Genomic DNA, 24237 nt, shown 5'->3' with positions numbered 1-24237 from the left:
TCCAGTCGGAGGGCGCTTATCGCAAATCGCTCAAGAATGAGGATATGACACATGCGTACGTTTGATTTTGCACCGCTGCACCGCGCCACCATTGGCTTTGACCAGATTGCCGACATGATGGATCGCGTTCTGACCAATGATGGGGCCCAGCCCAGCTATCCACCCTACAACATCGAAAAAACTGATGTCGACACCTACCGGATTTCGGTGGCCGTTGCCGGTTTTTCGGAAAACGACCTGACCGTTGAAGTGAAAGAAAATTCACTTGTCGTGGCAGGTAAAAAAGCCGCCGAAGACAAAGAGCGCACCTATCTGCACCGTGGCATCGCCACCCGCGCGTTCGAGCGTCGGTTTGCCCTGGCGGATCATGTCCGCGTCACCGGTGCTAGCCACGAAAACGGTATGCTGAACATCGAACTGAAGCGCGAGGTTCCAGAGGCCCTGAAACCGCGCCGGATCGAGATCACCTCGGCCAAAGCCATCGAGAAGGATGTGATGGACGCCAAAGCCGTGAACTGAGGCTTCTGAATATCCCGCGGCAGTTCACTCCTCCCGGACTGCCGCAACACACGCCCCGCGTTCCTCCAGATGCGGGGCGTTGTGTTTTTGGTGTGCTCGAAAACTGGTTCCCAGCAAATTATCCGCCTGATAGTCTTGGGCATTATGGAAAGCCGACCAAAACGTCGACTAGCAGCTATCCTGGCAGCCGACATCGCCGGCTACTCAAGATTGGTTGGTCTGGACGAAGAAGGTACCATCGCAAAGCTTCGCCTGATCCGCAGCGAAGTGATAGAGCCGGCGATCGCCCGGCATTCAGGGCGCATCGCGAACACTGCGGGAGACAGCTTTGTGATCGAATTTCGCAGCGCCGTCGATGCGGTTCACGCCGCCGTGGAAATTCAGGCCGATCTTGCAAAGAGAAACGCGGGCACCGATCAAGATAACGCCATCGCGTTTCGGGTTGGCCTGAATGTCGGCGATGTGGTTTCGAACGGGGATGACATCCTTGGCGACGGGGTGAACGTTGCCGCGCGGCTTGAGGCACTGGCAGATCCCGGCGGTATCATTGTTTCACAATCCATCGTCGATTATGCGCGCAACAAAGTGCCCTATGGTTTTGCCCCGATCGGGCCACAGAACGTCAAGAACATCGCAGACCTGGTTCAGGCCTTCCGCGTAGAAGCGGAAATTTTGCCTTCCCCGCGAAAAAGCCGCACGCAGAGGACATCCCGCTGGCTGCCACTGGCAGCTCTGCTGGTGATGTTGGCAGCTGTTGGGCTTTTTCTGACGAAACCGTGGAAGACGGGCCAATTGCGCGCCTCAGAGGCGCAGATGGTTTACCCTTTACCGGATCTGCCTTCCATCGCCGTGTTGCCGATTGCGAATTACACCGATGACGCATCCAAGGAGATGCTGATCAACGGTATCTCTGAGGATTTGATCACGGACCTGTCCCGAATATCCGGATTGTTCGTCATCGCCGGGAATTCATCCTTCGCATACCGCGACAGAAACATAGATATCGCACGTTTCGCCGAAGAACTTGGGGTTCGCTACGTCGTTGACGGCAGCGTGCGACGTGCGGATGAAGATTTCCGGATCAACATTCGACTGACCGACACATTGAGCGGGCGATTGATCTGGGCGGACAGGTTTGATGGCGCGATTGATGACGTCTTTGAAGTGCAGAAAACCATTGTTCTCGCAATTGCGCAGGAGCTGGATCTTCCGCTCGACCCTCAAAGCCGGCAAGCCATCGAAAGCGTGGAAACCCAGACCATTGCGGCACGCGAAGCCTTCCAACGCGGGTGGGAGTTGTATTCGCAGTTCAACGAACAGGACAACCTTGCGGCAATTCCCCATTTTGAAAAGGCCGTGGAACTGGACCCGGATTATGGGCGTGCCTGGGCGACGCTTGCCCTGGCGCATTTGCGGCCGCACATCTTTCATCATTGGAATGGGTTTGCAGAGTCAGGCGCGCAAATGCATATCGGCCTGTTTTACAGATATTACCGGGATGTGATGGAGCAGGATACCGCCCTGGTGCACGTTATCCGGGCTATTGTCAGTCTCAACCTTCCGGATTGGGACAGTAACCTACGGGTAGGTCGGGGGACGGAAGAAGCCAGACGAGAAGCAGCGAAAGCCATCGCGCTGCAACCCAGCGACCCCGAGGCGCATCTGACGATGGGATGGGCGCTGATTGCAGCCGGTGAGCCAGAGGAAGGATTGGCCTTTGTACAAGCTGCGACCCGGCTGGATCCCAATTCTCCCAGCCACTACGCGCTGTTCGAAGCGGCGGCTCTTTACGCATTGAATGACCTGACGGGCGCGGCAGATGTGATCGAGAAAGAGTTGAGCAGAAATCCGCAGGCAACCGAGCTGATGCCATTTGCAGCCTCGGTTCTGGCCCTGAATGGAGATCGCCGTGCGGGCAGGGCCATCATCGACCGATGGCAAAAGGGCAAGCATGCCGGTGTCATACAGGACGCTGTTCAGAATTACTTTTTCATCATTCGCTGGGTCGGTGAGAACCAGCAGTTGAACGCCCGGCTGAACGACGGGCTGCGTCTGGCGGCGTTGCCTCCGGAAAAAACCATAGCAAGCCTGAGGGCGGACCTGTCACGGGGGGATGCCAAAGATCAGAGGACGGCAGCCCAATCGCTGGCCCTGTTTGGTCCCGAGGCAGAGCCAGCGGTGCCGGAATTGATCGCGCTTCTTGAAAGCCCGTCGGTGTTTGTCCGCAAAGAGGCAGCTATTGCATTGGGGAAAATAGGTGGCGCGGCGTCCTCTGCATTGCCCGCGCTGGAAGCCATGGTGGACGGTTCGTTGCAGGGAAAGTTCGCGACCCGTGCAATCGAACAAATCCGCGACAAATCCGCAGAATAGCCGTGTCAGCGTCGACTGGGCCGCCGCCATGAACAGTCAAAAGACGACGCGATTGCGTTTCCGGACGCGGGGTCTCTGCCCACCGCAATGGGACAGAGACCGTATTGGATCAGACCGACATGCAGACGTATTTCATTTCCAGATAGTCTTCCATGCCGTGATGGCTGCCTTCGCGGCCCAGACCGGATTGCTTGACGCCGCCGAACGGGCCCAGCTCGGTTGAGATGATGCCGGTGTTCACGCCGACGATACCGTATTCCAGCGCTTCGGCCACCTTGTAGACGCGGCTCAGGTCCTTGGCATAGAAATACGAGGCCAGACCAAAAATCGTGTCATTGGCCATGGCGATCACGTCGTCTTCGTCCTCGAACTTGAACAGCGGGGCCAGCGGGCCGAAGGTTTCGTCCTGCGCCACCAGCATGTCCTGCGTCACGCCGGTCACGATGGTTGGCTGGAAGAACGTGCCGCCCAGATCATGGGGCAGGCCGCCTGTCAGAACCGCGCCGCCCTTGTCGGTCACGTCCTTGATATGTTCTTCGACTTTGGCGACAGCGTCGGCATTGATCAGCGGGCCGGTGGTGGTGCCTTCGGTCAAACCGTCGCCGATTTTCAGCGCTTCCACTGCCGCTTTCAGTTTGGCCGCGAACGCGTCATAGACACCGACCTGCACATAGATACGGTTCGCACAGACGCAGGTCTGGCCGTTGTTGCGGAACTTGCACAGCATCGCGCCTTCGACTGCGGCATCCAGATCGGCGTCGTCGAACACGATGAACGGTGCGTTGCCACCCAGCTCCATCGAACATTTCATGACCTGATCGGCCGCCTGGCGCAGCAGGATGCGGCCCACTTCGGTCGATCCGGTAAAGGTCAGCTTGCGCACTCCGGGGTTCTCGCAGAACTCCTTGCCAATCTCACTGGCCTGTGACGAGGGCACCACGTTGAACACGCCCGCGGGTACGCCGGCCTGTTCCGCCAGCAGCGCAAGTACCAGCGCCGACAGGGGCGTTTCAGTGGCCGGACGCGCCACAAAGGCGCAGCCGGCGGCCAAAGCCGGGCCTGCCTTGCGGGTGATCATCGCGTTGGGGAAATTCCAGGGCGTGATCGAGGCCGCAACGCCGATCGGCTGCTTCATCACCATGATCCGCTTGTCGCGCTGATGGCCGGGAATAGTCTCGCCATAGACGCGCTTGGCCTCTTCGCCGAAGAACTCGATGAAAGACGCGCCATAGCCGATCTCGCCGATGGCTTCGGCCAGGGGTTTGCCTTGTTCAGCGGTCAGGATCTTGCCCAGATCCTCGGCGTTTTCCATCATCAGATCGAACCAGCGCCGCAGGATGGCTGCACGTTCCTTGCCGGTCAGCTTGGCCCATTCTTTCTGCGCGGCTTCGGCCTGTGCGATTGCTCCGGCGACCTGAGCGCGGCTGACGTCTGCTACCTCGGCGACCACATCGCCCCGAGCGGGGTTTGTGACTTTGAACGTGCCATTGTCACCGTCCACCCACTGACCGCCGATATAGGCTTTGGTTACAAGCAATTCGGGGTTCTTCAGGATTGACTTCAGATCGGTCGTTGCGTCCAGCATGATAAGCCTCCGGCGTGAATTGGGTTGTGCGCACCCAAACAGGTGATGTCTCAATTGTCTATGGCCACTCTGGATGTGGAATCAATCCAGATTTGATCAAAAAATTACTTAACAAGTTAATTTAATCGAGTCACCCGAAATCTGCGCGTTTCATTGTCCGGTCTCGCCTTTCTTTTTGCCAAGGAGTTTGCCAAAGTCTGGGTGAATTTTGAGACCCAGGGGATGTAAATCAGTGTAACATTTCCTATCTTATTGGGTAATAGAAGAAAAAAGGGATAGAAGCGATGTCGAACCAGCAATTCGAAGCGTTGATAGAAGAGACTCAAGCCAAAGTGCGCGAAAGCCAGTCTCAGATCGAAGGGCTGACCTCGCGCATTGAAGCGGCCCGCGCCAAGATCGGCACTGCCGAGGCCGATATCGACATCGAAAACGCCACGCTCGAAGATGTGCATGCCCATACCGAGGTGATGAATGCCAATATCGCCGAGCTGATCATGGGGCTGGACGACGTCACCAGCGCGTTTTCCAAGGATTTTGACGAGATGCGCTCGAAAACCGGGTGGGAGTCGTTTGTCGGCATCTTCTCGAAAGGTAAATCCGAGTCGATGCGGCAGGAGCGGATGCGCACCGCCAATATCGACGACAAGTTGCAAGACCTGATCGCCAAATCCGACGTGATCGTCAAACTGCTGCAAGGGCAGTTGGCCGTGCTGGAGGAACAGCGCGTCAAGGTCGAGGACAACCTGACCGGTACGCTGGACGACCGCGAAGCAACCGTGGCCGAGTTGGAAGCGTTGCGGGCGGAAATTCAGGGTATGGACCCGACGATCATCACGCTTGAAAACAAGATCAGCGTCGAGCAGGACGCCGCCGCGCGGACCCAGTTAGAGACTGAATTGGCTGAGCTGAACAAGCAATACAACGCCAAGGTTCAGGAAGAGCAGGTCAAGCTGGCCAAAAGCCAAACGCTGGAGCGGTACATTGAAAAGGGCAAGACCTGGGTCGATTCACTGCAAAATCAGGCGGCGACGCAGATGGTGCTGATCAACAAGCTGCAGACAGACACACAACAGCGCGTGGTGCTGTATGACGCCCTGACCAAATCGCTGAAAACCGCGCAGCAGCAGGACGTGGCCCACCGCATCAACGAGATCGGCGTTCAGACCGACCAAGAGGCGCAGACGGCCATGGCCGCCATCGGCACCGCGACCAACCAGAAAATGGCCGACATGCTGGAGGCGCATGAGGACCATATGGTCTTTGCCCGCGACGTGCTGGAGAAAAAGGCCAAGGCGGACGAACGCTTTGCCCGCCGGTTTGCCTCGATTGTCGAGAAGCATGATAAGAATTTGTATGGGGGTTGAGGTTGGAACTTCTGGAATTGCTTACTTTTCTAGTGGCTCCAGATAACTGGTTTTGGTGCGTCGTTCTCGGCGGTTTCTGGCTCGTGTTCTCAGTGATGTACGCAGTTCTAGGGGGGCCGTTTGGATGGATTGCCATTTGCATTGTAGCCGCTAGCCTGGCTCATTCTGCTCACCGATTGTGGAACGAAACCGTTGACTAACCCCACCCAAGACCATGTCGGCCTGACCGACACCTTCGCCTCGCGACGCTATTTCCGCAAATTCGAGGTGATCACCGTCCACCTCCTGCGCGTGGCCGCGACGATGGAGGCCGAAGGCGCGATCTCAAAGCAAGAGGTGCGGATCGTGTCGCGCTACCTTTCGGGGCTGCTCTACACCTTCCGCGCGCTGTCCATGAAATACCTGCTGGTCGGGCGCGATACGGGGCGGTTCTTTGGCAGCCTCGCCATGGACAAGCGCGACAGCGGGTTTCCGGTGGCGGCCGAGTTGTTGACCATGGCCAATGACGCGCAGCAGGCGCAGGTTCATCTGGCGAATATGCCCTCGGAAGACGACCTGAAAACCGACATGGTGCGGACCATCATTGGCGATCAGGACATCCCCACCAAGCTGCAATTCGCGCTGTCCCAAAGGCTCTATTACGAGGAATTGCTGAAAGGTCAGCTGTTCTGGGCCCGCAACGATCCCGAATGTCACTGGATCGGGAATGAGGGCGAGCGGCGCAAGTTCCTGATCCATTGGGCGGTCTATGACAGCCAGATCAACCTGCCGGTCATTTACCTGATGCAGTTGGAGGACAGCGGCAAAACTGCCCTGCCCAAGGACCAACGCCGCTGGCCCGAGGTGCAGGCGCATCTGATGGCGCAAAGCTTAGGCGGTCTGAAACTGGTGACCATTGCCAAAGGCTTCGATCAGGATTTCGACGACCTCCATCCCAAACATTTGCGCCGCATCCATGTGGGCCCGATGTATTCCTCGGCCTATACCGAGCAATCCGGCCCCCTGCGGCAGGTGTTGGAGGACGCACAGGCGCCCGAAGGTCAGGATTGGGCGCTGGCTTGGACCACTGAGGAGCTGGAAAGCGAAGAGGTGATCGAAGAACGCGCAGGTTGGTTTTCCACCGTCGAACGCGAGGTCTTTGCGCTGGACCCGTTCGGCGGGCAGGGGGCCGAAACCGGGGCTACGCGCACCCAGCGGTCGATCATCCTGCCACAGCGGCCGTTTCAGGTGCTGGCCGAGCGCAACCCGCCAGGCTTTGCCGATGTGCGCAAATTCGTCGTCAGCAAGTCGGGGCAGGTGTTGCGGTATTAAAGCGGGTGGCGGGCTAAAGCCCGCCCTACGCGACAAAAGTAGGCCGGGCTTCAGCCCGGCATTGCGAGGAAGAAAATGAATTTGACGTCAGATCAGATGGAATTGCGCGAGGCGGATATTCGCAAGCACTATCCGGCAGCGACCGCCTTGCTGAACGGGTTCGAGCACGCGCCACGGATTGCCAAACCGGTTGAAGCTGCGGTTGAACGGTCGCCCGGCGTGTCAACAGGGCGGCGGTTTCGGTCCACCACGCCCGGGCTGGTCACGCGCCGGGTGGCGCGGGCAGATGGCGTACATCTGGTCGACCGGATTGAGGCCGCAGATGATGGCGATACGCTGGTCTCTCCGCCGCAAGCAACCACGCAGCAGGCGATCCGACGCGCCATTGCCATCGCTCTGGCCGTGGCCGAGGCCTATGCGGAACAGACCCCGCTGGCGGATCTGAAACGGGCCAATCTGGCCGGGGATCTGCCCGCCGCCCGCAAGACGGAATTCTCGGAATTGCTGACGGCTGAGGCCCTGATTACATCGCACGTGTTCGGCAATGCGCTGGCTTACCTGATGTCCTCGCATCTGGGCGAAACCACCGTCGATATTGGTGAGGTCGAAGAGGTCCTGACCGACAATGGCCAACTCGCCCTGCATGGTGCTTTGTGGGAGCTGGACCAGACGCTGGCCAAACACGCCCCCGACGATGCCCACCTGATCGCTGCCACCAGTGCCTATGCCGAGCAGTTGATGGACAAGGCCGCCCTGCGTGCCCAATCCGCAGGTCATCTGGCCCCGTTCCGGAACGCCGCCTGGCATATCGAGGCTGATGACCTGACGATCCGGGGGTTTGAGCCGGCCTCAAAAGCCAAATCCACAACGCTCACCATGACGTTCAAGAAACCGAACGAGGTGGTGGGCAACCATATCGCCAAGTATCAGGCGATGAAGCTGGCCAAGATGGTGATGGCCTATGATTTCGACCGCCGCCTGAACCCGTTCGCGGAACTGGGCGGGTTCATCTTTACCTTCATGGGCGACGGCAAGCCGGGTACCGGCAAGACCACCCTGATCCAGATGATGGCCGGGCTGATCAACGATTATTGCCAGAACGCGGGCTATCCGTTCCGCTATCAGAACCTGAGTACCGACAATATCGACAGCTATCAGGGGAAATCCGGTCAGAACGCCAAGGCCTTTATCAACACGATCATCGACCCCTCGGTCATCGGCTTTGGCACTATCGACGATATCGACCAGCTGGCAGGCAAACGCGGCGACCGGCAATCGTCAGCCGGGCAGCTGGAAATCACCGCCGTGCTGATGGAGAGCTTTGCCGGTGCCAACACAGTCGTGCGTGGCAACTGCACCTTTGGCATGTTCTCGAACTACCCTGAGAATGTGGACGACGCCCTGCGCCAGCGCGCAGGCGCGCGGTTCCTGGTGGACGGGCCGCAAACGCGCGAGGATTACATCGACATCCTGCACCTGTTGATGGGCCGCAACCACGACATCCCGCTGGGCGAACACGAAGCTTACGCCGCGCAGGAAATCAAGAAGGCCGTCGCCGCCAGTTTCGAAAGCCATTCCCGCCCACATGAGGACGCTCTGTTGCAGGTCTATGACCGGGTGTCCGGCGAGATCGGCCAGATGGACACAATCGCCAAGTTGGGCACCTACCTCAAGGCGATCCAACAGGCGGATGAGCGTTTCACCGGTCGCGCGATCAAGAACATCACCGACGCGGTCAAGGTCCGCGCGATGGATTTCGAACTGCCCGACGAATGGATGGAAAACCCCGACCTGTTCCTGTTCCGCGACTACGACACCAAGAAAGCGATGATCGAGGACCTGCGCCAACCGATCACGGTCGAGATGGTGATCCAAGAGATCAACCGCTACGCCGACAGCGAGTTCCGCTATGCCGACAAGAGCGACGAGGTCGCCATCGAAAACGCGGTGCGTGAGATGGGCCGGATGGAAGAGGCCAAGCGGCGGTATCTGGAGGGGAAGGGATGAATGCCCCGAAGGCGATCGAATATGTTGCGGAATACCGTCTCACTTGGAGCGAATTCAACAGCATTCCAGAAGACCAGCGAGCAGCTTTGTCGGTAACAGCTTATGCAGTGAGTGAAATCAATACGATTGCTCGTCTGTACATGCTTTCATGGCATGAAACTGAGAACAACGAAGTTGTTGACCAACTGATTTACCTACAGAGCAATGTGCTTCTGCGTTTGTTTTCTGCAAAGGTTTTCGAATTTAGCCAACTAGTGAACTTGAAGGACAAAAAAAACAAAACCAGTGATCCCGTAGTTGCCGAGATTTTCAAGAAAGCAGAAGAGAGATTTGCCGCGCTTCGAGATCGTGCCGGCTACAAATACTCAGAATACATGAGGCACGAGGCGTCCAGCCACTATCGATTGAAACCCGCCCGAGATAACTTGAAAAACGTTTCCGAAAGGGCGCGGTTATCTCTGTATGAGCATAGAAATAAAGCCAATACAGCTCATCCTTTGGGCGAAGAGACCATGTTTGTCGCAAGACTAAATCGCGCAGAAAAGCAAGCGATCTCAATGAAAGATAAGCTAGAGATACACAGAGAGTGGTTCCAATGGAACGTGGATGCAATCGACTGGGTTAACGAAACGTTTGACGCTGTGGTCCAAAAAACTGTTAAGGACAGATTTCCCAAGAAGAGGTCTCGAAAAACTCCACATTGGATTGAGCCTCGGCTTGTTGCTGAGCACGAAGACTTGAGGATACCCGTTTTCATAAGGGCGAATAGTCGGAGTGAAGGTAGATGAGCATCTACTTCCATTTCCGTTCTGTGGCAGACTTCAAGTCCCTGACGTCAACTGGTGAAAGATTACCTTGCGATGTTAGGATTGGTTTATGATCCGCCTCATCGAAAAAGGCCTGATGTTTGGCAACCTCGTCCACATCTCCAGCCCGGCTCTGGTCGAGCGGTATAATCGCGCGCTGCAGCATCTGGCGGGAAAGACCACGGAGCTGACGGACTTCCATGTCGATATCTCGGGCTATTCGCCCGAGGTGGGGATTGAGCTGGACGACTCGCTCTACCTCAACCCCAACGGGGTCAACCGGCAGTTCATCCTGCTGACGACCGAGCAGAAACGCGCGCCTTTGCTGAACGTCAAATTCTCGACCTCGCGCGATATCCTGCGGGAATTCATCGAGATGAACGAAGCGCAGTTGTTTGCCCTGACCGCCACCGATGCGGTGGCCGGAGAATTGGTGAACTCGGTCATCAAACTTAGCACGCCGCGCGATCTTCTGAACCTGCGCAAGATTGAGATTGAGGCTGACACCGCAGGCGGCACCCTGCGCAAGGCCGAACAACTGGCGGGCATGGTCGAGCGGTTCAAAACCGAAGAGGACGCCTGGTTCGACGATGTGCTGATCGCCAAGATGATCGAAACGGCCAGGGAAACCGGTGACGTGACCCGAAACCCCGTCCGCTTGCGCCATACCGCGTTCGAGCAGCGCAACTTCTGGACAGCGCATTTCGGTGGGCTTTATCTGTTCCCGGATCTGGATCACCCGGCCGCAATTTGTATGGAAGACGTACCAGACGATCTTCCGCTGAAACACGTCTTTCAAAAGGCGCAACGTAATCAGATCGCCAAATTCCTTGGGCTGAACAACCTTGTCGAAACGATCATCGAAGCGCGGGGCGTGAACTCGAGCGTGATCCTGCAACAGAAGATGGATTTTCTGACGGTTTCTGCTGCTGCGGATGCGGGCGTGGATATGGCGGGTCTGGATCGCAGCGATATGCGCCGGTTGGCGCGCAACCATGCCGACCGCCTGCCCGAAGCCTATCACGGCCTTGCGCAATTGCTGCGCTGGGCAAAGGATGGCGGACCTTGGCCGCGCATCACCTCGGATCACCCGGCCTACTTCTACACCTTGCGGGCGACCGATACACCGAACCGTGATCTGGTGAACATGCTGTTGTCCGAATTGGCCCCGCTGGACCCGCGCCAGATGTTCATCTGCCACAAAGAATTGTTCTACCGAACATATTCGGGCTGGCCCGAGAGCAAGAAGGCCTATGTGGCCGACTTCCTTGCGCGCGAATATCAGGTGGACAAGCAAGGCGCCCGCGCCGCCCTGTTCGGACATGAGCCGGATATGAGCGGCGACGATCGGGTCAGCGATGACATAATTGCCCGGGTTGGTCCGTGGGGTTCGGTGAGGAAAGGTTGAAATGATTGGATTATTGCGCCTTTTGCTGATCTTGCTGGTGATCCAGACGATTGCCTATGTCGGGCTGTCTTTCTATTCGCGCGGCATACGCCGGCGGAAACTGGAGAACTGGTGGGACGAAAAGGGCAAGACGGGCAACAAAGAAGCCTTTGTCGAACGCGGATTGCATGTGTATGACAACTCGTTTCGGCGTAAACTGATCCTGGGTGTCTATATTGTGCCGTGGGTGGCGATTGGCGCGCTGATCTACATCGTGAATTACATGTGAGGGTTTAGGCATGGCCTATGTGAAATGGGCGTTCATTATCATTTTCTGGGGTACGATTGCCGTGATCCTGCAATATTCTCTGCCCCAGCATGACATTGTGCGCATCGTCAACACCTATGAAGAACGGCAGGATCTGAACGACTGGACCCGGATCTTCTGGTCAGAGCCGGAAGATCAATCCACCAGCCTGTCCAACCGGGATGTGCAGTTCATTCAGGCAGTGCGGGCCAACGGAAAACCCATCGTGTACCGAAATGAGGATACCGGCTGGGGATGGCCCCCGTATTTCAAGTTCGACACTGCGAACCTGTACACCGAGGCCAATGATGCGAAATCCACCAAGGAAAACCCGAAATGGGTGGTCGTAACTCATTACGGGTGGCGCAACGAATTCATGTCGATCTTTCCCAACGCCATTTTCATCAAAGACGTTGAAGGGCCGGATGTTCGGATCATTCCCTGGTTCAATATCATCTTCCTGACGATCTTTGCGGCGTTCGTCTGGGCGATGTGGGTGCGTTGGCGCAGGTTCCGGCAAGCACGGATTGATCCGATGATCGAAAACGTGGAAGACGGCCTTTATGCGGCGGGTGACGCCATAGAAGAGCGACACAACAGATTTCGGCGCTGGCTGGACAGCTGGAAATCGAAATAGATACAAGCTTTGGCGGGCGTGCCAGCAGCACGCCCATCCAACTGGCGGCGCCCTTCACCTGACGATGAATTCCGCATGCAGCGCGCCTGCTGCCTTGATCGTTTTCAGAATGTCGATCATGTCCTGAGGCGAGACCCCAAGCGCGTTCAGACCTGCCACAACCTCGGACAGGGTGGTGGCTTCGGGGATTTCGGCGAGGCCGGTTCCCTCTTCTTCCTCGATCCCTGCGATTGTACGTGGCACGACCACTGTTTCACCTCTGGCGAACGGGTTGGGCTGCACCGCAATCGGTGCTTCCTGAACCGTCAGAGTCAGGTTGCCTTGAGACACCGCAACACGCGAAATTCGGACCTCCTGCCCCATGACAATGGTGCCAGAGCGCTGATCAACAACAACGCGCGCTTTCGATTCAGGTTCGACCAGAATGTTTTCGATACGCCCTATGGCGTGGGCTGTCGAAACCGCCTGCGTCGCCGCGACGTTGATCTCAACCGTGCCGGAATCTCGCATGATTGCCACGGTTCTGTTGAACTCGGTGTTTATCGCGGTTTCGATGCGCGCGGCTGTTGTGAAATCGGGCTCTCTGAGTGCAAGGCGCATCTGAGTGAGAGTTGACAAGTCGAAGTCAATTTCACGCTCGACCCTGGCACCGGATGGGATCACGCCCGAAGTTGGCACCCCACGCACGACCGAGGCTGCCTCTCCTTCAGCCGAAACGCCACCTGCAAGGATTGTGCCCTGCGCGACCGCATAAATTTGGCCATCGGCTGCGTTAAGCGGGGTCATGATCAATGTTCCACCCAACAGGTTGCTTGAATCGCCTATGGCTGAAACCGTTACATCGATTTGACCACCCACCCGTGCAAAGGGCGGCAGGCTGGCCGTGACCAATACCGCTGCCACGTTTTTGGGCCGGAAATCCTCACCTGTGACGTTGACGCCAAGGCGTTCGAGGATATTGGACATGATTTCTTCGGTGAAAGGCGCGTTGCGTAACCCATCGCCAGTTCCGTTCAAGCCGACCACCAGGCCGTAACCCACCAGATCGTTGCCCCGTACACCGTCAAAATCCACGAGGTCCTTGAGACGGATTGTCCCTGCCCAAGCCATGCCGGGAAGGAGAAGCAGGAGAAATATCAGCGCCCTCATCTCAGAAAGTTCACCAGCGACAGGTTCGCATTGCGAACGGTTACGGAATACAGGCTTTCCAACTGAAATTGCACCGTTTGCAGTTTCGCTGCCGTCTCATAAGGATCGGCCGCGATCAGTTCGTTCCGGCTGAATTCCAGGCTGGTTCGGGTCGAGGAATTGCGTGTTGCCGCCTCTTCGATGCGGGCTTCGGCCGCCCCGACCTTTGCCCGGAGCTTGACGGTGGCATCCTGTGAGTTGGCCAGATCGACCCCTAACTGCGTGAACAAAGCGGTGCGTTGATCGGGCGAAAGTGCCAATGCGCTGTCGGTGGCCAGCGCCGCAACGGCGACATCCTTGAGTGCGGCCTTGAACGCCGGGTCCGTTGCCGTGATCGGCAGCGTGACGCTTTCGTTTTCCGAAATCTGCATCGGAGACAGGGTGCCGTTTGACCCCTGATAAATCACGGCGTCGAAACCGGCTGGGTCATTGAACCAGTTTTCTGCCGCCAGCCTGATATCAGCGACCGTCGCAAGCCCCGTCAACTGCGATTTCAGCGCCGTCAAAAGCTCGTTCGAAGATTGCAGGGGCGACACATCGGTGGCGGTACCGGAAAACAGGCTGCGCCCTCCTACGCACGTGTTCAGTGCCGAGATCATCGTGTCCAGCTCATTCTTCGCCTGTTGGGACGCTTGTTCATGATTGACGGGCTGATTGGCGGTTCCGTAAGCCAGCAAAGACGCGGTCATGTCTCCGACCGAATCTCCGAAGGTTTTCAGGCTCAGTTGCATGGTATCGGTGAACAGGGCCGCTTCGGACGTTGCGATGCCAAAGGCGTCGAGTCTGGCGAGGCTGCGGTCGAGATCCAGAATTTGCGAATAATCCCCGCCAAGCCGCCCCGAGACGTCCTGTACCCGCCCGGTGGACATTTCATAAGACAGGGTTTCGATCTGGGTTTTGATATCTGTTGCGCGGGTTCGTAAGGTCATTCCTCGCGCCAAATCGCCGATAGAAGTGATATTCATGGTCACAACCTCAGAAGAGTTTCCATAAGCTCGTCAACAACCGAGATGACACGAGCGTTTGCGGCATAAGTCTGTTCGACCTGCATGAGCCGCTGTAGTTCCTGATCGGTATCCACGCCCTGCGCGGCCTCGATCTGCGCCATTTGCTGCTGGAAGCTGTTTGCAAAAGTCTTGCGTTGATCTGCGGCATGGGCGTGTGCGCCCGCTTTCGACAGCAGGGCCTCGGTCAACTCGGCAGCTCGCATGTTTCCCGTGCCGAACAGCCCGCCAGGTACCGGACGTGCGTCGTTCAATATGTGCCCGAAAGCGCGCAATTGAGCAGCCTGCCCAGGGTCACCCGGAGTTGCGGCGCCCAGACCCGCGCGCAGTTTCCAACTGTCCCCGCCATTGTCAGGGTCCACGGTTGAATTGAGTGAGATCCGTGATGCAAGTCCGACAACAGATGCAGGATCAAATCGGTTGCCATCGTCGGTGAACAGACCAGGATCTGTCACAAGAGCCGACGAATCCAAACCGGGCGTTTCAAATCGTTCAATCAGGTCCCTTGCAACCGTATCGAGCTGAACCTGCGCCTCGACTGCCAAGTCGTCGCGGATGGTGAACTGCGCCATCAGTGCCCCGCCGCGGATTTGAGCGTTATCTCCGCTTGTCCGTACCGGGTTTCCGTTCATCTCCAGACCGGACAACAGACCATTTGCCACAGTCATATGAGGCTTTGTTTCGCCCGTCGTGGAAAAAGTGAACTCCGAGGCCGTGCCTTCCAACAGGATCAGCCCGCCCTCCGAGTACAGGGATACCTGATCATTTGCGCGAGGCACGACATTGACCGGGATCAGGGTATTGACTTGGTCGATCAGGACGTGCCGCTGATCCAGCAGGGCACCGATGTCACCGCCAGAGTTTTGAATGGCGGGAATCTTGGCGTTCAGGTCTTCGATATCTTTCAGAGTCTGATTCAGGGTATCGATCTGGGCGCCAATTTTTCGATCAGCATCCGAGCGTGCCTGGCGTACGCCTTCGGACGCCGCGTTCAGCTCGTTGGTCAGATCGCGGGCCGAGCGCGCAACCTGATCCAGCCGTTCGATCGAGTCAGGCAGACTGGCCGCCGTGATAAAGGCGTTTTCCAACGAGGACAGACGGGTAGACAGCGAAGGGCCGTCATCAGGAGACCCCACCAGTTGTTCGAACCGCGCGTGAAAATCTGAAACGTCCGACCGAAAGGCGAGTTCGGCATCAGACGAACGTCTGTTGGCGGTCAAAACCGGATCCTGATGCCGGATCACGCCAACGGTGCGTACGCCATTTCCGGATATAGGACTTGTCGCAAGTTCCAGGGACCGGCGCGCATAGCCGGGGGTTAGCGCATTCGCGATGTTCCCGGACACCACAGCGGCCCCGCGACTGGCCGCAGTCAGCCCGCCCAATGCGTTATTGAGTGCTGTCGACATGTTCATGAGGCCGCTCCTTTCTTTGGGTCAGAGCTGGATTAACGTTTCAGGTTTGTCGTTTCCTGCAACATCTCGTCCACTGTCTGGATCACCGTGGCGCTGGACGAGTAAGCACGTTGCGTCTGAATCAATGAGGTCAGCTCAGTCGCCACATCCGTGGTGGATTCCTCACGCGCGAAAGAAACAAGATCCCCTGTCGGGCCTTCGCCGGCATTCCAAAGAAAGAACGTACCGCTTTCTCGTGACGGCTCGTAGGTTTGGCTGTCCAGCGCGGTCAGGCCGTTAGGATTGGGAACGTCAGCAAGCGGGATTTGGAACATGCGGCGGTTGACACCTGTATCATAGCGCGCGTAGACATAGCCGTTTTCGTCCACCTGAACGCTGGTCATGGTTCCCACGGCAGAGCCATCGCGTGTGATTGAAACCGGCGCAAAGGTGTCGGATAGCTGGGTTATGCCGTCGGTATCCCCGATCTGGCCGATATTGATCTCCATCGGTCCACCGGCGACGTTGACCATGACACTGCCCGTTGCTGGATCATAAGCACCACCTGAAATAGGTGTCACGCTTGCGAGGGTTCCCCCGGCCGTTCGGTTGTCGGTGAATGTCAGCCTGTATTCCCCCACGACGGCCCCGCCAGAGGCTGAATCGCGCAATACCATCCGCCATTCATTGCTGCTGCCGGTTGCAGGAACGGTCGGAATCAACTGGATATCGACGCTTTCAGACTTGCCGAGATTGTCGAAATACTTGACCGACAAAGGCTGAATGTCGCCCGGCGCGCCCGCATCTGTTGCCGTGGCCGGAAGGTTCATACGCAGTTTCATTTCCGTGGTTGGAGAACCCGACAGCTGATTCACGCTGAGCTGAATGGGTACAAGCGCGGAGGGTGTGTCGCGCGAAACCGGTGGAATAGTGCCATCAGATGCCGCGGGCCACCCCAGAAGAACGAGGCCGGATTCGGTAACCAAATACCCTTCTTCGTTGGTGCGGAACGACCCGGTTGTTGTCAGCAGCATCTCGTTCGAATTATTCCCGATCTGCGAACTGGGGCGCACAGGCAACATGCCGCGCCCACGAACTGCCAGATCGGTTGAGTTGCTGGTTGTGACCAATGGCCCGCGTTGATCAATCATGCGCTGGCTTGTCGTCCGCACGCCGCCTGCCGAATAGCTGCCACCCTGGCCCGACGTGACCATTGAATGAAAATCCGTCTCGACCCGTTTATATCCATAGGTTGAAGAGTTCGCGATGTTGTCGGAAATCGTCGCCAACCTGTTGGCATTGGCTTTCAGCGCCGCCACACCGGCATTGAGCGAAGAGGAAATGGTCATGGGTGCGCCCTTCTGTTGCGTCCGTCTTTGATGCAACAGGTAACGCGCTGCCCCTTAACAGCGCGCTAACATGTAAAATACGCTCTATCATTTAGGGCTGGCGCAGAAAGATCACTTCGATCCTGTTGTTCCGCGCAGCCATGGGATTGTCGGCGAACAATTCTCGGTCTGCATGGCCCGTAACACGATCCATTCTTTGTGCCGCAACGCCCTTGTCCTGTAGCAACTGACGCAATTTTTGGGCCCTTGCCGTGGACAGTTCCCAGGCTGTGTTGCGCGCCTGCACAACCGGAGACGCGCTGACATGCCCTTCGACAGCGATCGAATTGACGACAAGATCCGAGGCTCGGGCGATGATCAGGGCCAGGGACCGCAGAAAGCTGGTTGGCTTGTCAGAGCCCGATTCGAACAATGCCTGATCGTCGGTGTCAAACAGTTCCACCACCAGTCCCTCATCCGTGACTCGTGTGACGATATGCTTGAGCAGTTTGTCCGAGATCTCGCTTTCACCCGTGCGCCCCAGCAGTTGCGCCTCCAACGTAGAGAAATCTTCCTTGTCTCCTTTGCCGCCGCCCTCGGCATTCACTCCGATCGAGCCACGGGCCTGATGCGATTCAGTCGGGTTTGTGGTCGTGGCACCCTGACCGTCCCGCAGCAGCACTTCTTCAGACAGCATGCTGTCGCCGCCAAACGCCCCGTCCCCGCCGCCGGATTCTGGGCTTAGCGGGATTGTCGGTGCGAAATAATCCGCCAACCCTTTTCGTTGCTGTTCCGTTGTTGCGTTCAGCAGCCACATCAACATGAAGAAGGCCATCATGGCCGTCACAAAGTCGGCATACGCGACTTTCCACGCGCCACCGTGATGGCCATCGCCACCCGATACACGCTTCTTCTTGATGATGATTGGCGCCGCATTGGTTTGCGCACCCATCTCCACCACCTTTTTATCACCCGACTATCGGGATAGCAGCGTAGGTCTTAAGGCGGCCTTAATACTTAAAACTGTTCCGAGTTCACTAACGCGGCAGGCCGGCCGAGGCACGGCGCAGAATCAGGGACAAGCGGTTGAAGCTGTTTTCAATCCCTTCGGAATCGGGTTTGCCGAAAAACGCGTCCAACTCCTCATGAACGCGCACGGCCTGATCCAAGAGCGGATCTGATCCTTCTGAATACAGCCCGGCCTTTATCATGACTTCGGATTGTTCGTAGCTGCCAACAAGTTTGCGGGTTTCGTTGATCATCCGGTTCTCGGCCTCTGACGCGGCCTCTAGAAGGCTGCGGGATACGGATTTGCTGAGGTCGATGGCCGGGAAGCGCCCGCGTTCGGCAATCTCGCGGCTGAGTACGATATGCCCGTCCAACACACCGCGCAGAATGTCGGCGATGGGTTCATCCATGTCGGACCCCGCAACCAGGACGCTGAACACGGCGGTGATATCACCCTGCTCCTGCGTGCCGGGGCCTGCGCGTTCACACAGGTTGGCAATCAGGGGGGTGACAGAGGGCGGATAGCCTCGGAGTGACGGGGCTTCGCCCATGGCAACGGCGATTTCACGGTGCGCTTCCGCGAAACGGGTTACCGAATCGGCCAGAAACAGGACGTTCAGCCCCAGATCCCGCAGGAACTCTGCCGCCGACATGGCCGACCACGCGCACCGTCTGCGCGCCAATGCAGACTGGTCGGACGTCGCGGCGACCACGATCGTGCGCCTCATGGCTTCCGGACCTATGGCGCGGGCAACAAACTCGTTCACTTCACGCCCACGTTCGCCGACAAGAGCCACCACAACCACGTCAGCCTGCATGAAGCGCGCCAGCGTCGACAGCAGCGTCGATTTCCCTACACCTGATCCCGCAAACAACCCAACGCGTTGACCGCGTACAATCGGCAGCATGGTGTTGAGAACAGATAGTCCGGTGGCCATCCGCTTTCCCAATGGCTTGCGCGCCACCGCAGGCGGTGGGGCTTGCATGATGTCGCGATCCTGTGGCCCGTTCAGCAGAGGTTTTCCGTCCAGCGGTTTGCCAAACGGATCAATGACGCGTCCAAGCCAGTGCAATGCGGGCGCGAAACCCGGCGAGGGATCAAGGTACACACGATCCCCGAGGCTGACACCGTCAGGGGCGGAACCCGGTATCATGTGGATATGGTCTGCACCGACATGCAGCACTTCACCGGCCAGATCGGGCCCTGCGCGCCGCCGCAATGTAAGCAAGTCTCCGATTCGCGCATGTTCGTTCAGGCCACTGATCTCGATCAACCCTTGTGCGACGCCGCTGACCAGGCCCACGTGGCGGATTGAAGTCATCCGATCGAACTCATGTTTCAGAAGCATCGGGTCGAGATCAGACATCTTGGGTTCTCCAATTGGGTTCTGAAAACGGTTTCTAAAGGAATCGGGGTTAAGCCTTGATTGAAATTGATCGAGGGAGAAGCCCCGATGTTCTATGACTTGAACGTCCTAAAGACCGCGTACGCAATGGCAACCCATGCCGGGCAACGGCAGGCAGTGATTGCGCGCAACATGGCCAATGCGGATACGCCGGGCTACCAGCCGCGCGATATCGAGCCCTTCCATAAAGCACTTGAAACCTCGGGACGCGAAGTGACCATGATGGCCACGCGGCAGGGTCATCTGCACGGCGGTACAGGTGCGCAGCCCTGGGCAGAGCACCAGGCCGCTTCGTCGGGTGATCCAAATGGCAACGGCGTATCGCTTGAAGAAGAAATGCTGAAATCGGTCGATGTCAAACGACAGCACGACCGCGCGTTGGCGATCTACAAATCCTCGATGAACATCCTTCGCACCAGTCTGGGGCGTGGATAAGGAGGCCGGGGATGAGCGATTTTTCCCACTCACTTGCTGCATCCGCCAGCGCCCTGCGTGCGCAGGCAGCCCGTCTGCGTCACGTGTCCGAAAACATATCGAATGCGGATACACCCGGGTACCGGCGCAAGACGGTGCCGTTTGAGACCATGGAAAAAGAGGGTCGGAACGTGGTGAAAGCTGGCCGCGTAAAGCTTGATCGACGCGACTTGACACGAATTTTCGACCCCGGTCACCCGTTGGCAGATGCCAGTGGTCACTATCTGGGATCGAATGTCGATCTGATGATCGAAATAGCCGACGCGCGTGAGGCGCAGCGGAGCTACGAAGCCAACCTCAAGATGTTCGATCAAACACGGCAAATGTCGTCGTCATTGATGGAACTGCTTAGAAAATAAAGGACAGCCAGAATGGACATCCGATCCTTGACCGCCGCGCAGAATTATGCCGGCGCCCGTCCTGCAACCCAGGCCGACCCAGATCACTCGGGCATGGTGCAGGGGCTGAAGGCAAGTTTTCAGGACTTTGCATCCACGTTGAAACACAGCGAGCAGATGTCGCAGACCTCGATGGTGGGGCAGGCCGACCCGCACGCGCTGGTGCAGGCGCTGGCACAGACCGAACTGGCCGTCGAGACAGCTGTGATCGTGCGCAACAAGGTGGTCGAGGCCTATCAGGAAATCCTTCGGATGCCGGTCTGATACCATGCTGAGCGAAGGTCTTTTCTATGACATCGTGCGTCAGGCTCTCTGGATCGCCGTCATCACATCGGTTCCGATTCTGGCAGTTGCTTTGGTGTCAGGCCTGATCGTTGGTCTGTTTCAGGCCCTGACGTCGATACAGGAAATGACACTGACCTTTGTTCCCAAACTGATCGCCATCGTCGTCGTGTTCTGGATCTCGATGGGTTTCATGACTCAGACCCTTGTTACGTTTTTTACCGGTACGCTTGTTCCATTGATCGCAGGAGGTCGCTGATGGACACCGCCTATGTCACCCTGTCCCGCCAGTCCGGGCTGATGAATGAAATGCGCCTGGTGGCGAATAACATCGCAAATGCCAACACGACCGGCTATCGCCAGCAGGGGCTGGTGTTCTCGGAATACATTCGAGATATGCCGAACAGCCCCTCCCTTTCCATGAGCAGGGCCGAGGCGCGAAATTCGTCAACGCAGCAGGGTGTGCTGAAGCAAACCGGCGGGCAATTTGATTTTGCCATCGAGGGCGACGGGTTCTTCATGGTCGAAACCGAGAACGGCAACCGGCTGACGCGGGCTGGTAGTTTTTCTCCCAATGCCGATGGCGATCTGGTTTCAATGGATGGTGCGCGCGTGCTCGATGCCAATGGCGCGCCTGTGTTCATCCCGCCTGATGCCGCGTCAATCGATGTCGGTAGCGACGGAACGCTGAGTGTCGATGGTCAACTTCTGGGTCAGTTGGGCGTTTTCAACGTCGCCGACACGAACGAACTTGTACGCGAAGGAAACACTCGTTTCCGCACCGACGGTGCAATCGAGCCGGTCGACGAGCCGGTGGTTTTGCATCGCTTTCTCGAAGGGTCAAACGTGAACGCGATTCAGCAAGTGACCCGTTTGGTGGAAATCCAGCGCGCCTATGAGCTGGGGCAAAGCTTTCTTGAGAGTGAAGATGAGCGCGTGCGTGGAGCACTCAAGGCGCTGATGCGCTGATTTGGATGAGGAGAGTTAGACATGCGGGCCCTTAAAATTGCCGCCACCGGGATGACAGCGCAACAGATGCGGGTCGAGACGATCTCGAACAACCTCGCGAATATGAACACCACCGGCTACAACGCCCGACGGGCCGAATTCGCCGACCTGCATTATCAGCAGATGGCGCGGGCCGGCACCGTGAACGCGTCGGACGGAACGGTTCTGCCCACGGGTATTCAACTGGGTCTGGGTGTGCGACCGGCAGCGGTAACAGTGCAATTGGAACAAGGCGCCTTGTCAGCCACCGGGAGCGATCTGGATGTTGCAATCGAAGGTCGCGGATATCTGGAGGTGACCTTGCCCAGCGGTCAGGCCGCTTATACGCGCGACGGCAGTTTGAAGCGGTCGGCAGAAGGTCTGATCGTCACCTCTGACGGGTTTGCGGTTTCGCCGGAAATCACCATCCCCGACGATGCGCGTTCTGTTTCGATCAATGCGTCGGGCGAGGTCTATGCATATTTTGACGATTCCCCCGAAGGTCAGTTGCTTGGGGAGTTTACGCTGGCCAGTTTTTCGAACGCAAAGGGCCTGGAAGCCGTCGGAAGCAATCTGTTCAAGGAAACCGAAGCTTCCGGCGCTCCGGTACTAGGTACGCCGGGCGAAGACGGTCTGGGAACTTTGCGGCAGGGTTATCTGGAAGACAGTTCGGTTGACGCCGTTCGCGAAGTTACCGAGCTGATCGAAGCGCAACGCGGCTATGAGATGAATGCCAAAGTCATCACGGCGGTGGACCAGATGATGAGCGCGACAACGCAGGTACGGTGATGCGACATCTGGTTCTTTCTCTGGTGCTGCTGGCGCCAATTGCCGCACAGGCTGACATTGTGGTGCCGACACGCACGATACGGGCCAAGGAAGTCATTTCTGCGGCCGATCTCGAGCTAAAGCCAACAGATGTTGCCGATGCAATTTCAGACCCTGATCTTCTGATCGGACAAGAGGCCCGGGTGGCGCTCTACCCCGGTCGGCCAATTCGCGGCTCTGATGTCGGGCCACCTGCCATCGTGGATCGAAACGATCTGGTCGTGCTGGTGTTCAGTAGCCAACCCTTGTCGATCACCACAGAGGGCCGGGCCTTGGGGCGCGGCGCGGCGGGGGATCGCATTCGGGTCATGAACCTTTCATCCCGAACAACCGTAACAGGCCGAATCCGTCCGGACGGTCAAATCGAGGTACAGTGATGCACGGATTGCCAAAAACCCTTATCCTGACGGCTTTTGCCTTGTCCGCATGTGGTCGAATGGATCATTTGGGCAAACCGCCAAGTTTCACACCCAACGAGGATTCCCCGGAACAGGTTGCAATGTTGTGGCCGGGTTTGCCATTGCACACCCAACCCCAGCGAAACGTCGACCGATCCTCTTTGTGGAGCGGCGGGCAGCATTCATTGCTGGGCGACCAGCGGGCGATCAAGAAAGGCGACATCCTGACCGTTGTCATCGAGCTGGACGAGAAGGCAGAAATTTCGAACAACACCAGACGATCCAGATCTGGTTCCGAGAATCTCGAAGTACCCAGCCTCTTCGGCCTGCCTCAGCGCGTGCAAAAGAACCTGCCCCAGGGCGCGTCACTGGATGAAGCCGTTTCGATTGAGGCGGATTCCTCGAGCTCTGGCCGGGGATCCGTCAGGAGAAACGAAAAACTGACTCTGCGTGTTGCCGCAACAGTGCTGGATGTGTTGCCGAACGGAGTTCTTTCAATATCGGGATCCCAGGAGTTGCGGGTCAACTTCGAACTGCGAGAGCTTCTTGTGACGGGATATGTCCGCCCGCAGGACATCTCGCGGCAAAACGAAATAACCTATGACAAAATCGCGTCAGCGCGCGTGTCATATGGCGGCAGAGGGCAGATAACGGATGTCCAGCAACCCCGCTATGGTCAGCAAGTTCTTGATTCCCTTTTGCCGTTCTGAGGTGAGATCGTGGTCGCGAAATTGATTCCCGTGATTTTTCTGATTGTTGGACTCGGTGCGGGTATTGGCGCGAGTCTGGTTCTTGCACCTGCAAAGAAACCTGAAACTGCCGTTGCCGAAAAAGAAGCAGTCAAAGAGGACAAGGCGGCCGGCAAAAAAACAGGGAAATCAAAGGAAAAAGGCGAGGGGGAGAGCTTTGGTTATCTGAAAATGACCAAACAATTTGTCGTCCCCGTTGTAAAAGATGACCAGATCGAAGCCATGGTAACGCTGTCGCTGAGCCTTGAGGCGAACCCGGCCATTACAGAAACCTATTATGCAATCGAACCTAAACTCAGGGATGGATTTCTTCAGGTTCTTTTTGACCATGCAAACACGGGTGGTTTTGACGGGGCTTTTACAGAATCCGGGAACCTGGATGTATTGCGGAATTCCTTGTTGGAAGTGGCGCGCAAAGAATTTGGCGACGACGTGTCCAAAGTGCTGATCCTGAGTGTAAACCGACAAGATAGCTGACACTAATCGGCCCGATACTCCGG

Annotated in this window: 25 protein-coding genes; 18 read left to right on the top strand and 7 right to left on the bottom strand. The window is 57.3% G+C overall.

The window, feature by feature from the left end; genetic code table 11:
• Window positions 1-51 precede the first annotated feature (51 nt).
• Together ACR0FB_RS10185 and ACR0FB_RS10180 are read left to right on the top strand one after the other, a co-directional pair.
• Window positions 52-519 (top strand): Hsp20 family protein, encoded by a 468-nt coding sequence (locus ACR0FB_RS10185; RefSeq protein ID WP_171635607.1) that lies wholly within the window; start codon window positions 52-54, stop codon window positions 517-519.
• 144 nt (window positions 520-663) lie between these two features.
• Entirely contained in the window at window positions 664-2889 is a 2226-nt protein-coding gene (locus ACR0FB_RS10180) for a tetratricopeptide repeat protein (RefSeq protein ID WP_480620535.1), read from the top strand.
• 109 nt (window positions 2890-2998) lie between these two features.
• Here ACR0FB_RS10180 and ACR0FB_RS10175 read toward each other — a convergent pair whose 3' ends face one another.
• On the bottom strand, window positions 2999-4474 hold the full coding sequence (locus tag ACR0FB_RS10175; RefSeq protein ID WP_210093204.1) for an NAD-dependent succinate-semialdehyde dehydrogenase: 1476 nt from the start codon (window positions 4472-4474) through the stop codon (window positions 2999-3001).
• 284 nt (window positions 4475-4758) lie between these two features.
• Here ACR0FB_RS10175 and ACR0FB_RS10170 point away from each other — a divergent pair, with 284 nt between their 5' ends.
• The 7 genes from ACR0FB_RS10170 to ACR0FB_RS10140 all read left to right on the top strand — a co-directional run bounded on the left by ACR0FB_RS10170 (window position 4759) and on the right by ACR0FB_RS10140 (window position 12293).
• Window positions 4759-5838 (top strand): hypothetical protein, encoded by a 1080-nt coding sequence (locus tag ACR0FB_RS10170; protein ID WP_480620533.1) that lies wholly within the window; start codon window positions 4759-4761, stop codon window positions 5836-5838.
• A gap of 192 nt (window positions 5839-6030) precedes the next feature.
• Window positions 6031-7149: a hypothetical protein gene (locus tag ACR0FB_RS10165; RefSeq protein ID WP_480620531.1), complete on the top strand. Its 1119-nt coding sequence runs from the start codon at window positions 6031-6033 to the stop codon at window positions 7147-7149.
• Between the two features lie 75 nt (window positions 7150-7224).
• Window positions 7225-9156, top strand: a complete 1932-nt coding sequence (locus ACR0FB_RS10160) for an AAA family ATPase (protein WP_480620529.1) — start codon at window positions 7225-7227, stop codon at window positions 9154-9156.
• Window positions 9153-9944 (top strand): hypothetical protein, encoded by a 792-nt coding sequence (locus tag ACR0FB_RS10155; RefSeq protein WP_480620527.1) that lies wholly within the window; start codon window positions 9153-9155, stop codon window positions 9942-9944. Before ACR0FB_RS10160 ends, ACR0FB_RS10155 begins: the two co-directional genes overlap by 4 nt.
• A gap of 88 nt (window positions 9945-10032) precedes the next feature.
• Window positions 10033-11370, top strand: a complete 1338-nt coding sequence (locus ACR0FB_RS10150) for a DUF6638 family protein (RefSeq protein ID WP_480620525.1) — start codon at window positions 10033-10035, stop codon at window positions 11368-11370.
• 1 nt (window position 11371) lies between these two features.
• Window positions 11372-11638, top strand: coding sequence for a hypothetical protein (locus tag ACR0FB_RS10145; protein WP_171120117.1), 267 nt, complete (start codon window positions 11372-11374; stop codon window positions 11636-11638).
• A gap of 10 nt (window positions 11639-11648) precedes the next feature.
• Window positions 11649-12293 carry a DUF1523 family protein gene (locus tag ACR0FB_RS10140; protein ID WP_171635623.1) on the top strand — a complete coding sequence of 215 codons (645 nt, stop codon included), beginning with the start codon at window positions 11649-11651 and terminating at the stop codon, window positions 12291-12293.
• A gap of 54 nt (window positions 12294-12347) precedes the next feature.
• Here the strand turns inward: ACR0FB_RS10140 and ACR0FB_RS10135 are convergent, their stop codons facing one another.
• The 6 genes from ACR0FB_RS10135 to ACR0FB_RS10110 all read right to left on the bottom strand — a co-directional run bounded on the left by ACR0FB_RS10135 (window position 12348) and on the right by ACR0FB_RS10110 (window position 19564).
• Entirely contained in the window at window positions 12348-13442 is a 1095-nt protein-coding gene (locus ACR0FB_RS10135) for a flagellar basal body P-ring protein FlgI (protein ID WP_171635626.1), read from the bottom strand.
• The gene (locus ACR0FB_RS10130; protein WP_480620523.1) at window positions 13439-14446 is read right to left on the bottom strand and encodes a flagellin; all 1008 of its coding nucleotides are present in this window, start codon (window positions 14444-14446) and stop codon (window positions 13439-13441) included. Before ACR0FB_RS10130 ends, ACR0FB_RS10135 begins: the two co-directional genes overlap by 4 nt.
• A 2-nt stretch (window positions 14447-14448) precedes the next feature.
• Entirely contained in the window at window positions 14449-15900 is a 1452-nt protein-coding gene (gene flgK / locus ACR0FB_RS10125) for a flagellar hook-associated protein FlgK (RefSeq protein WP_171724110.1), read from the bottom strand.
• Window positions 15901-15932: 32 nt separating this feature from the next.
• Entirely contained in the window at window positions 15933-17228 is a 1296-nt protein-coding gene (locus ACR0FB_RS10120; protein WP_171635632.1) for a flagellar hook protein FlgE, read from the bottom strand.
• A gap of 91 nt (window positions 17229-17319) precedes the next feature.
• Window positions 17320-18159, bottom strand: coding sequence for a flagellar motor protein MotB (locus ACR0FB_RS10115; protein WP_480620521.1), 840 nt, complete (start codon window positions 18157-18159; stop codon window positions 17320-17322).
• 85 nt (window positions 18160-18244) lie between these two features.
• Window positions 18245-19564 (bottom strand): FliI/YscN family ATPase, encoded by a 1320-nt coding sequence (locus tag ACR0FB_RS10110; protein ID WP_480620676.1) that lies wholly within the window; start codon window positions 19562-19564, stop codon window positions 18245-18247.
• Window positions 19565-19669: 105 nt separating this feature from the next.
• Here ACR0FB_RS10110 and ACR0FB_RS10105 point away from each other — a divergent pair, with 105 nt between their 5' ends.
• The 9 genes from ACR0FB_RS10105 to ACR0FB_RS10065 are packed head-to-tail and all read left to right on the top strand — an operon-like array spanning window position 19670 to window position 24214.
• The gene (locus ACR0FB_RS10105) at window positions 19670-20056 is read left to right on the top strand and encodes a FlgB family protein (RefSeq protein WP_171724113.1); all 387 of its coding nucleotides are present in this window, start codon (window positions 19670-19672) and stop codon (window positions 20054-20056) included.
• An 11-nt stretch (window positions 20057-20067) separates the two neighbouring features.
• Complete coding sequence (flgC, locus tag ACR0FB_RS10100; protein ID WP_171724114.1) at window positions 20068-20454, top strand: flagellar basal body rod protein FlgC; 387 nt, start codon at window positions 20068-20070, stop codon at window positions 20452-20454.
• 12 nt (window positions 20455-20466) lie between these two features.
• The gene (gene fliE / locus ACR0FB_RS10095) at window positions 20467-20757 is read left to right on the top strand and encodes a flagellar hook-basal body complex protein FliE (protein ID WP_171724115.1); all 291 of its coding nucleotides are present in this window, start codon (window positions 20467-20469) and stop codon (window positions 20755-20757) included.
• 4 nt (window positions 20758-20761) lie between these two features.
• Complete coding sequence (locus ACR0FB_RS10090; RefSeq protein ID WP_152459750.1) at window positions 20762-21034, top strand: flagellar biosynthetic protein FliQ; 273 nt, start codon at window positions 20762-20764, stop codon at window positions 21032-21034.
• On the top strand, window positions 21034-21744 hold the full coding sequence (locus ACR0FB_RS10085) for a flagellar hook-basal body complex protein (protein ID WP_171635644.1): 711 nt from the start codon (window positions 21034-21036) through the stop codon (window positions 21742-21744). The genes ACR0FB_RS10090 and ACR0FB_RS10085 overlap by 1 nt, the downstream gene beginning before the upstream one ends.
• A gap of 21 nt (window positions 21745-21765) precedes the next feature.
• Window positions 21766-22551 carry a flagellar basal-body rod protein FlgG gene (gene flgG / locus ACR0FB_RS10080; protein ID WP_170345694.1) on the top strand — a complete coding sequence of 262 codons (786 nt, stop codon included), beginning with the start codon at window positions 21766-21768 and terminating at the stop codon, window positions 22549-22551.
• On the top strand, window positions 22551-22967 hold the full coding sequence (flgA, locus tag ACR0FB_RS10075) for a flagellar basal body P-ring formation chaperone FlgA (RefSeq protein ID WP_171635646.1): 417 nt from the start codon (window positions 22551-22553) through the stop codon (window positions 22965-22967). The genes flgG and flgA overlap by 1 nt, the downstream gene beginning before the upstream one ends.
• On the top strand, window positions 22967-23698 hold the full coding sequence (flgH, locus tag ACR0FB_RS10070) for a flagellar basal body L-ring protein FlgH (protein WP_171635648.1): 732 nt from the start codon (window positions 22967-22969) through the stop codon (window positions 23696-23698). Before flgA ends, flgH begins: the two co-directional genes overlap by 1 nt.
• Window positions 23699-23707: 9 nt before the next feature.
• Window positions 23708-24214, top strand: a complete 507-nt coding sequence (locus ACR0FB_RS10065; protein WP_171635650.1) for a flagellar basal body-associated protein FliL — start codon at window positions 23708-23710, stop codon at window positions 24212-24214.
• The last annotated feature ends 23 nt before the right edge of the window (window positions 24215-24237 follow it).

The sequence above is a fragment of the Ruegeria sp. P10 genome, assembly GCF_056534925.1.
This window is presented reverse-complemented; position numbering and strand designations above follow the sequence as displayed.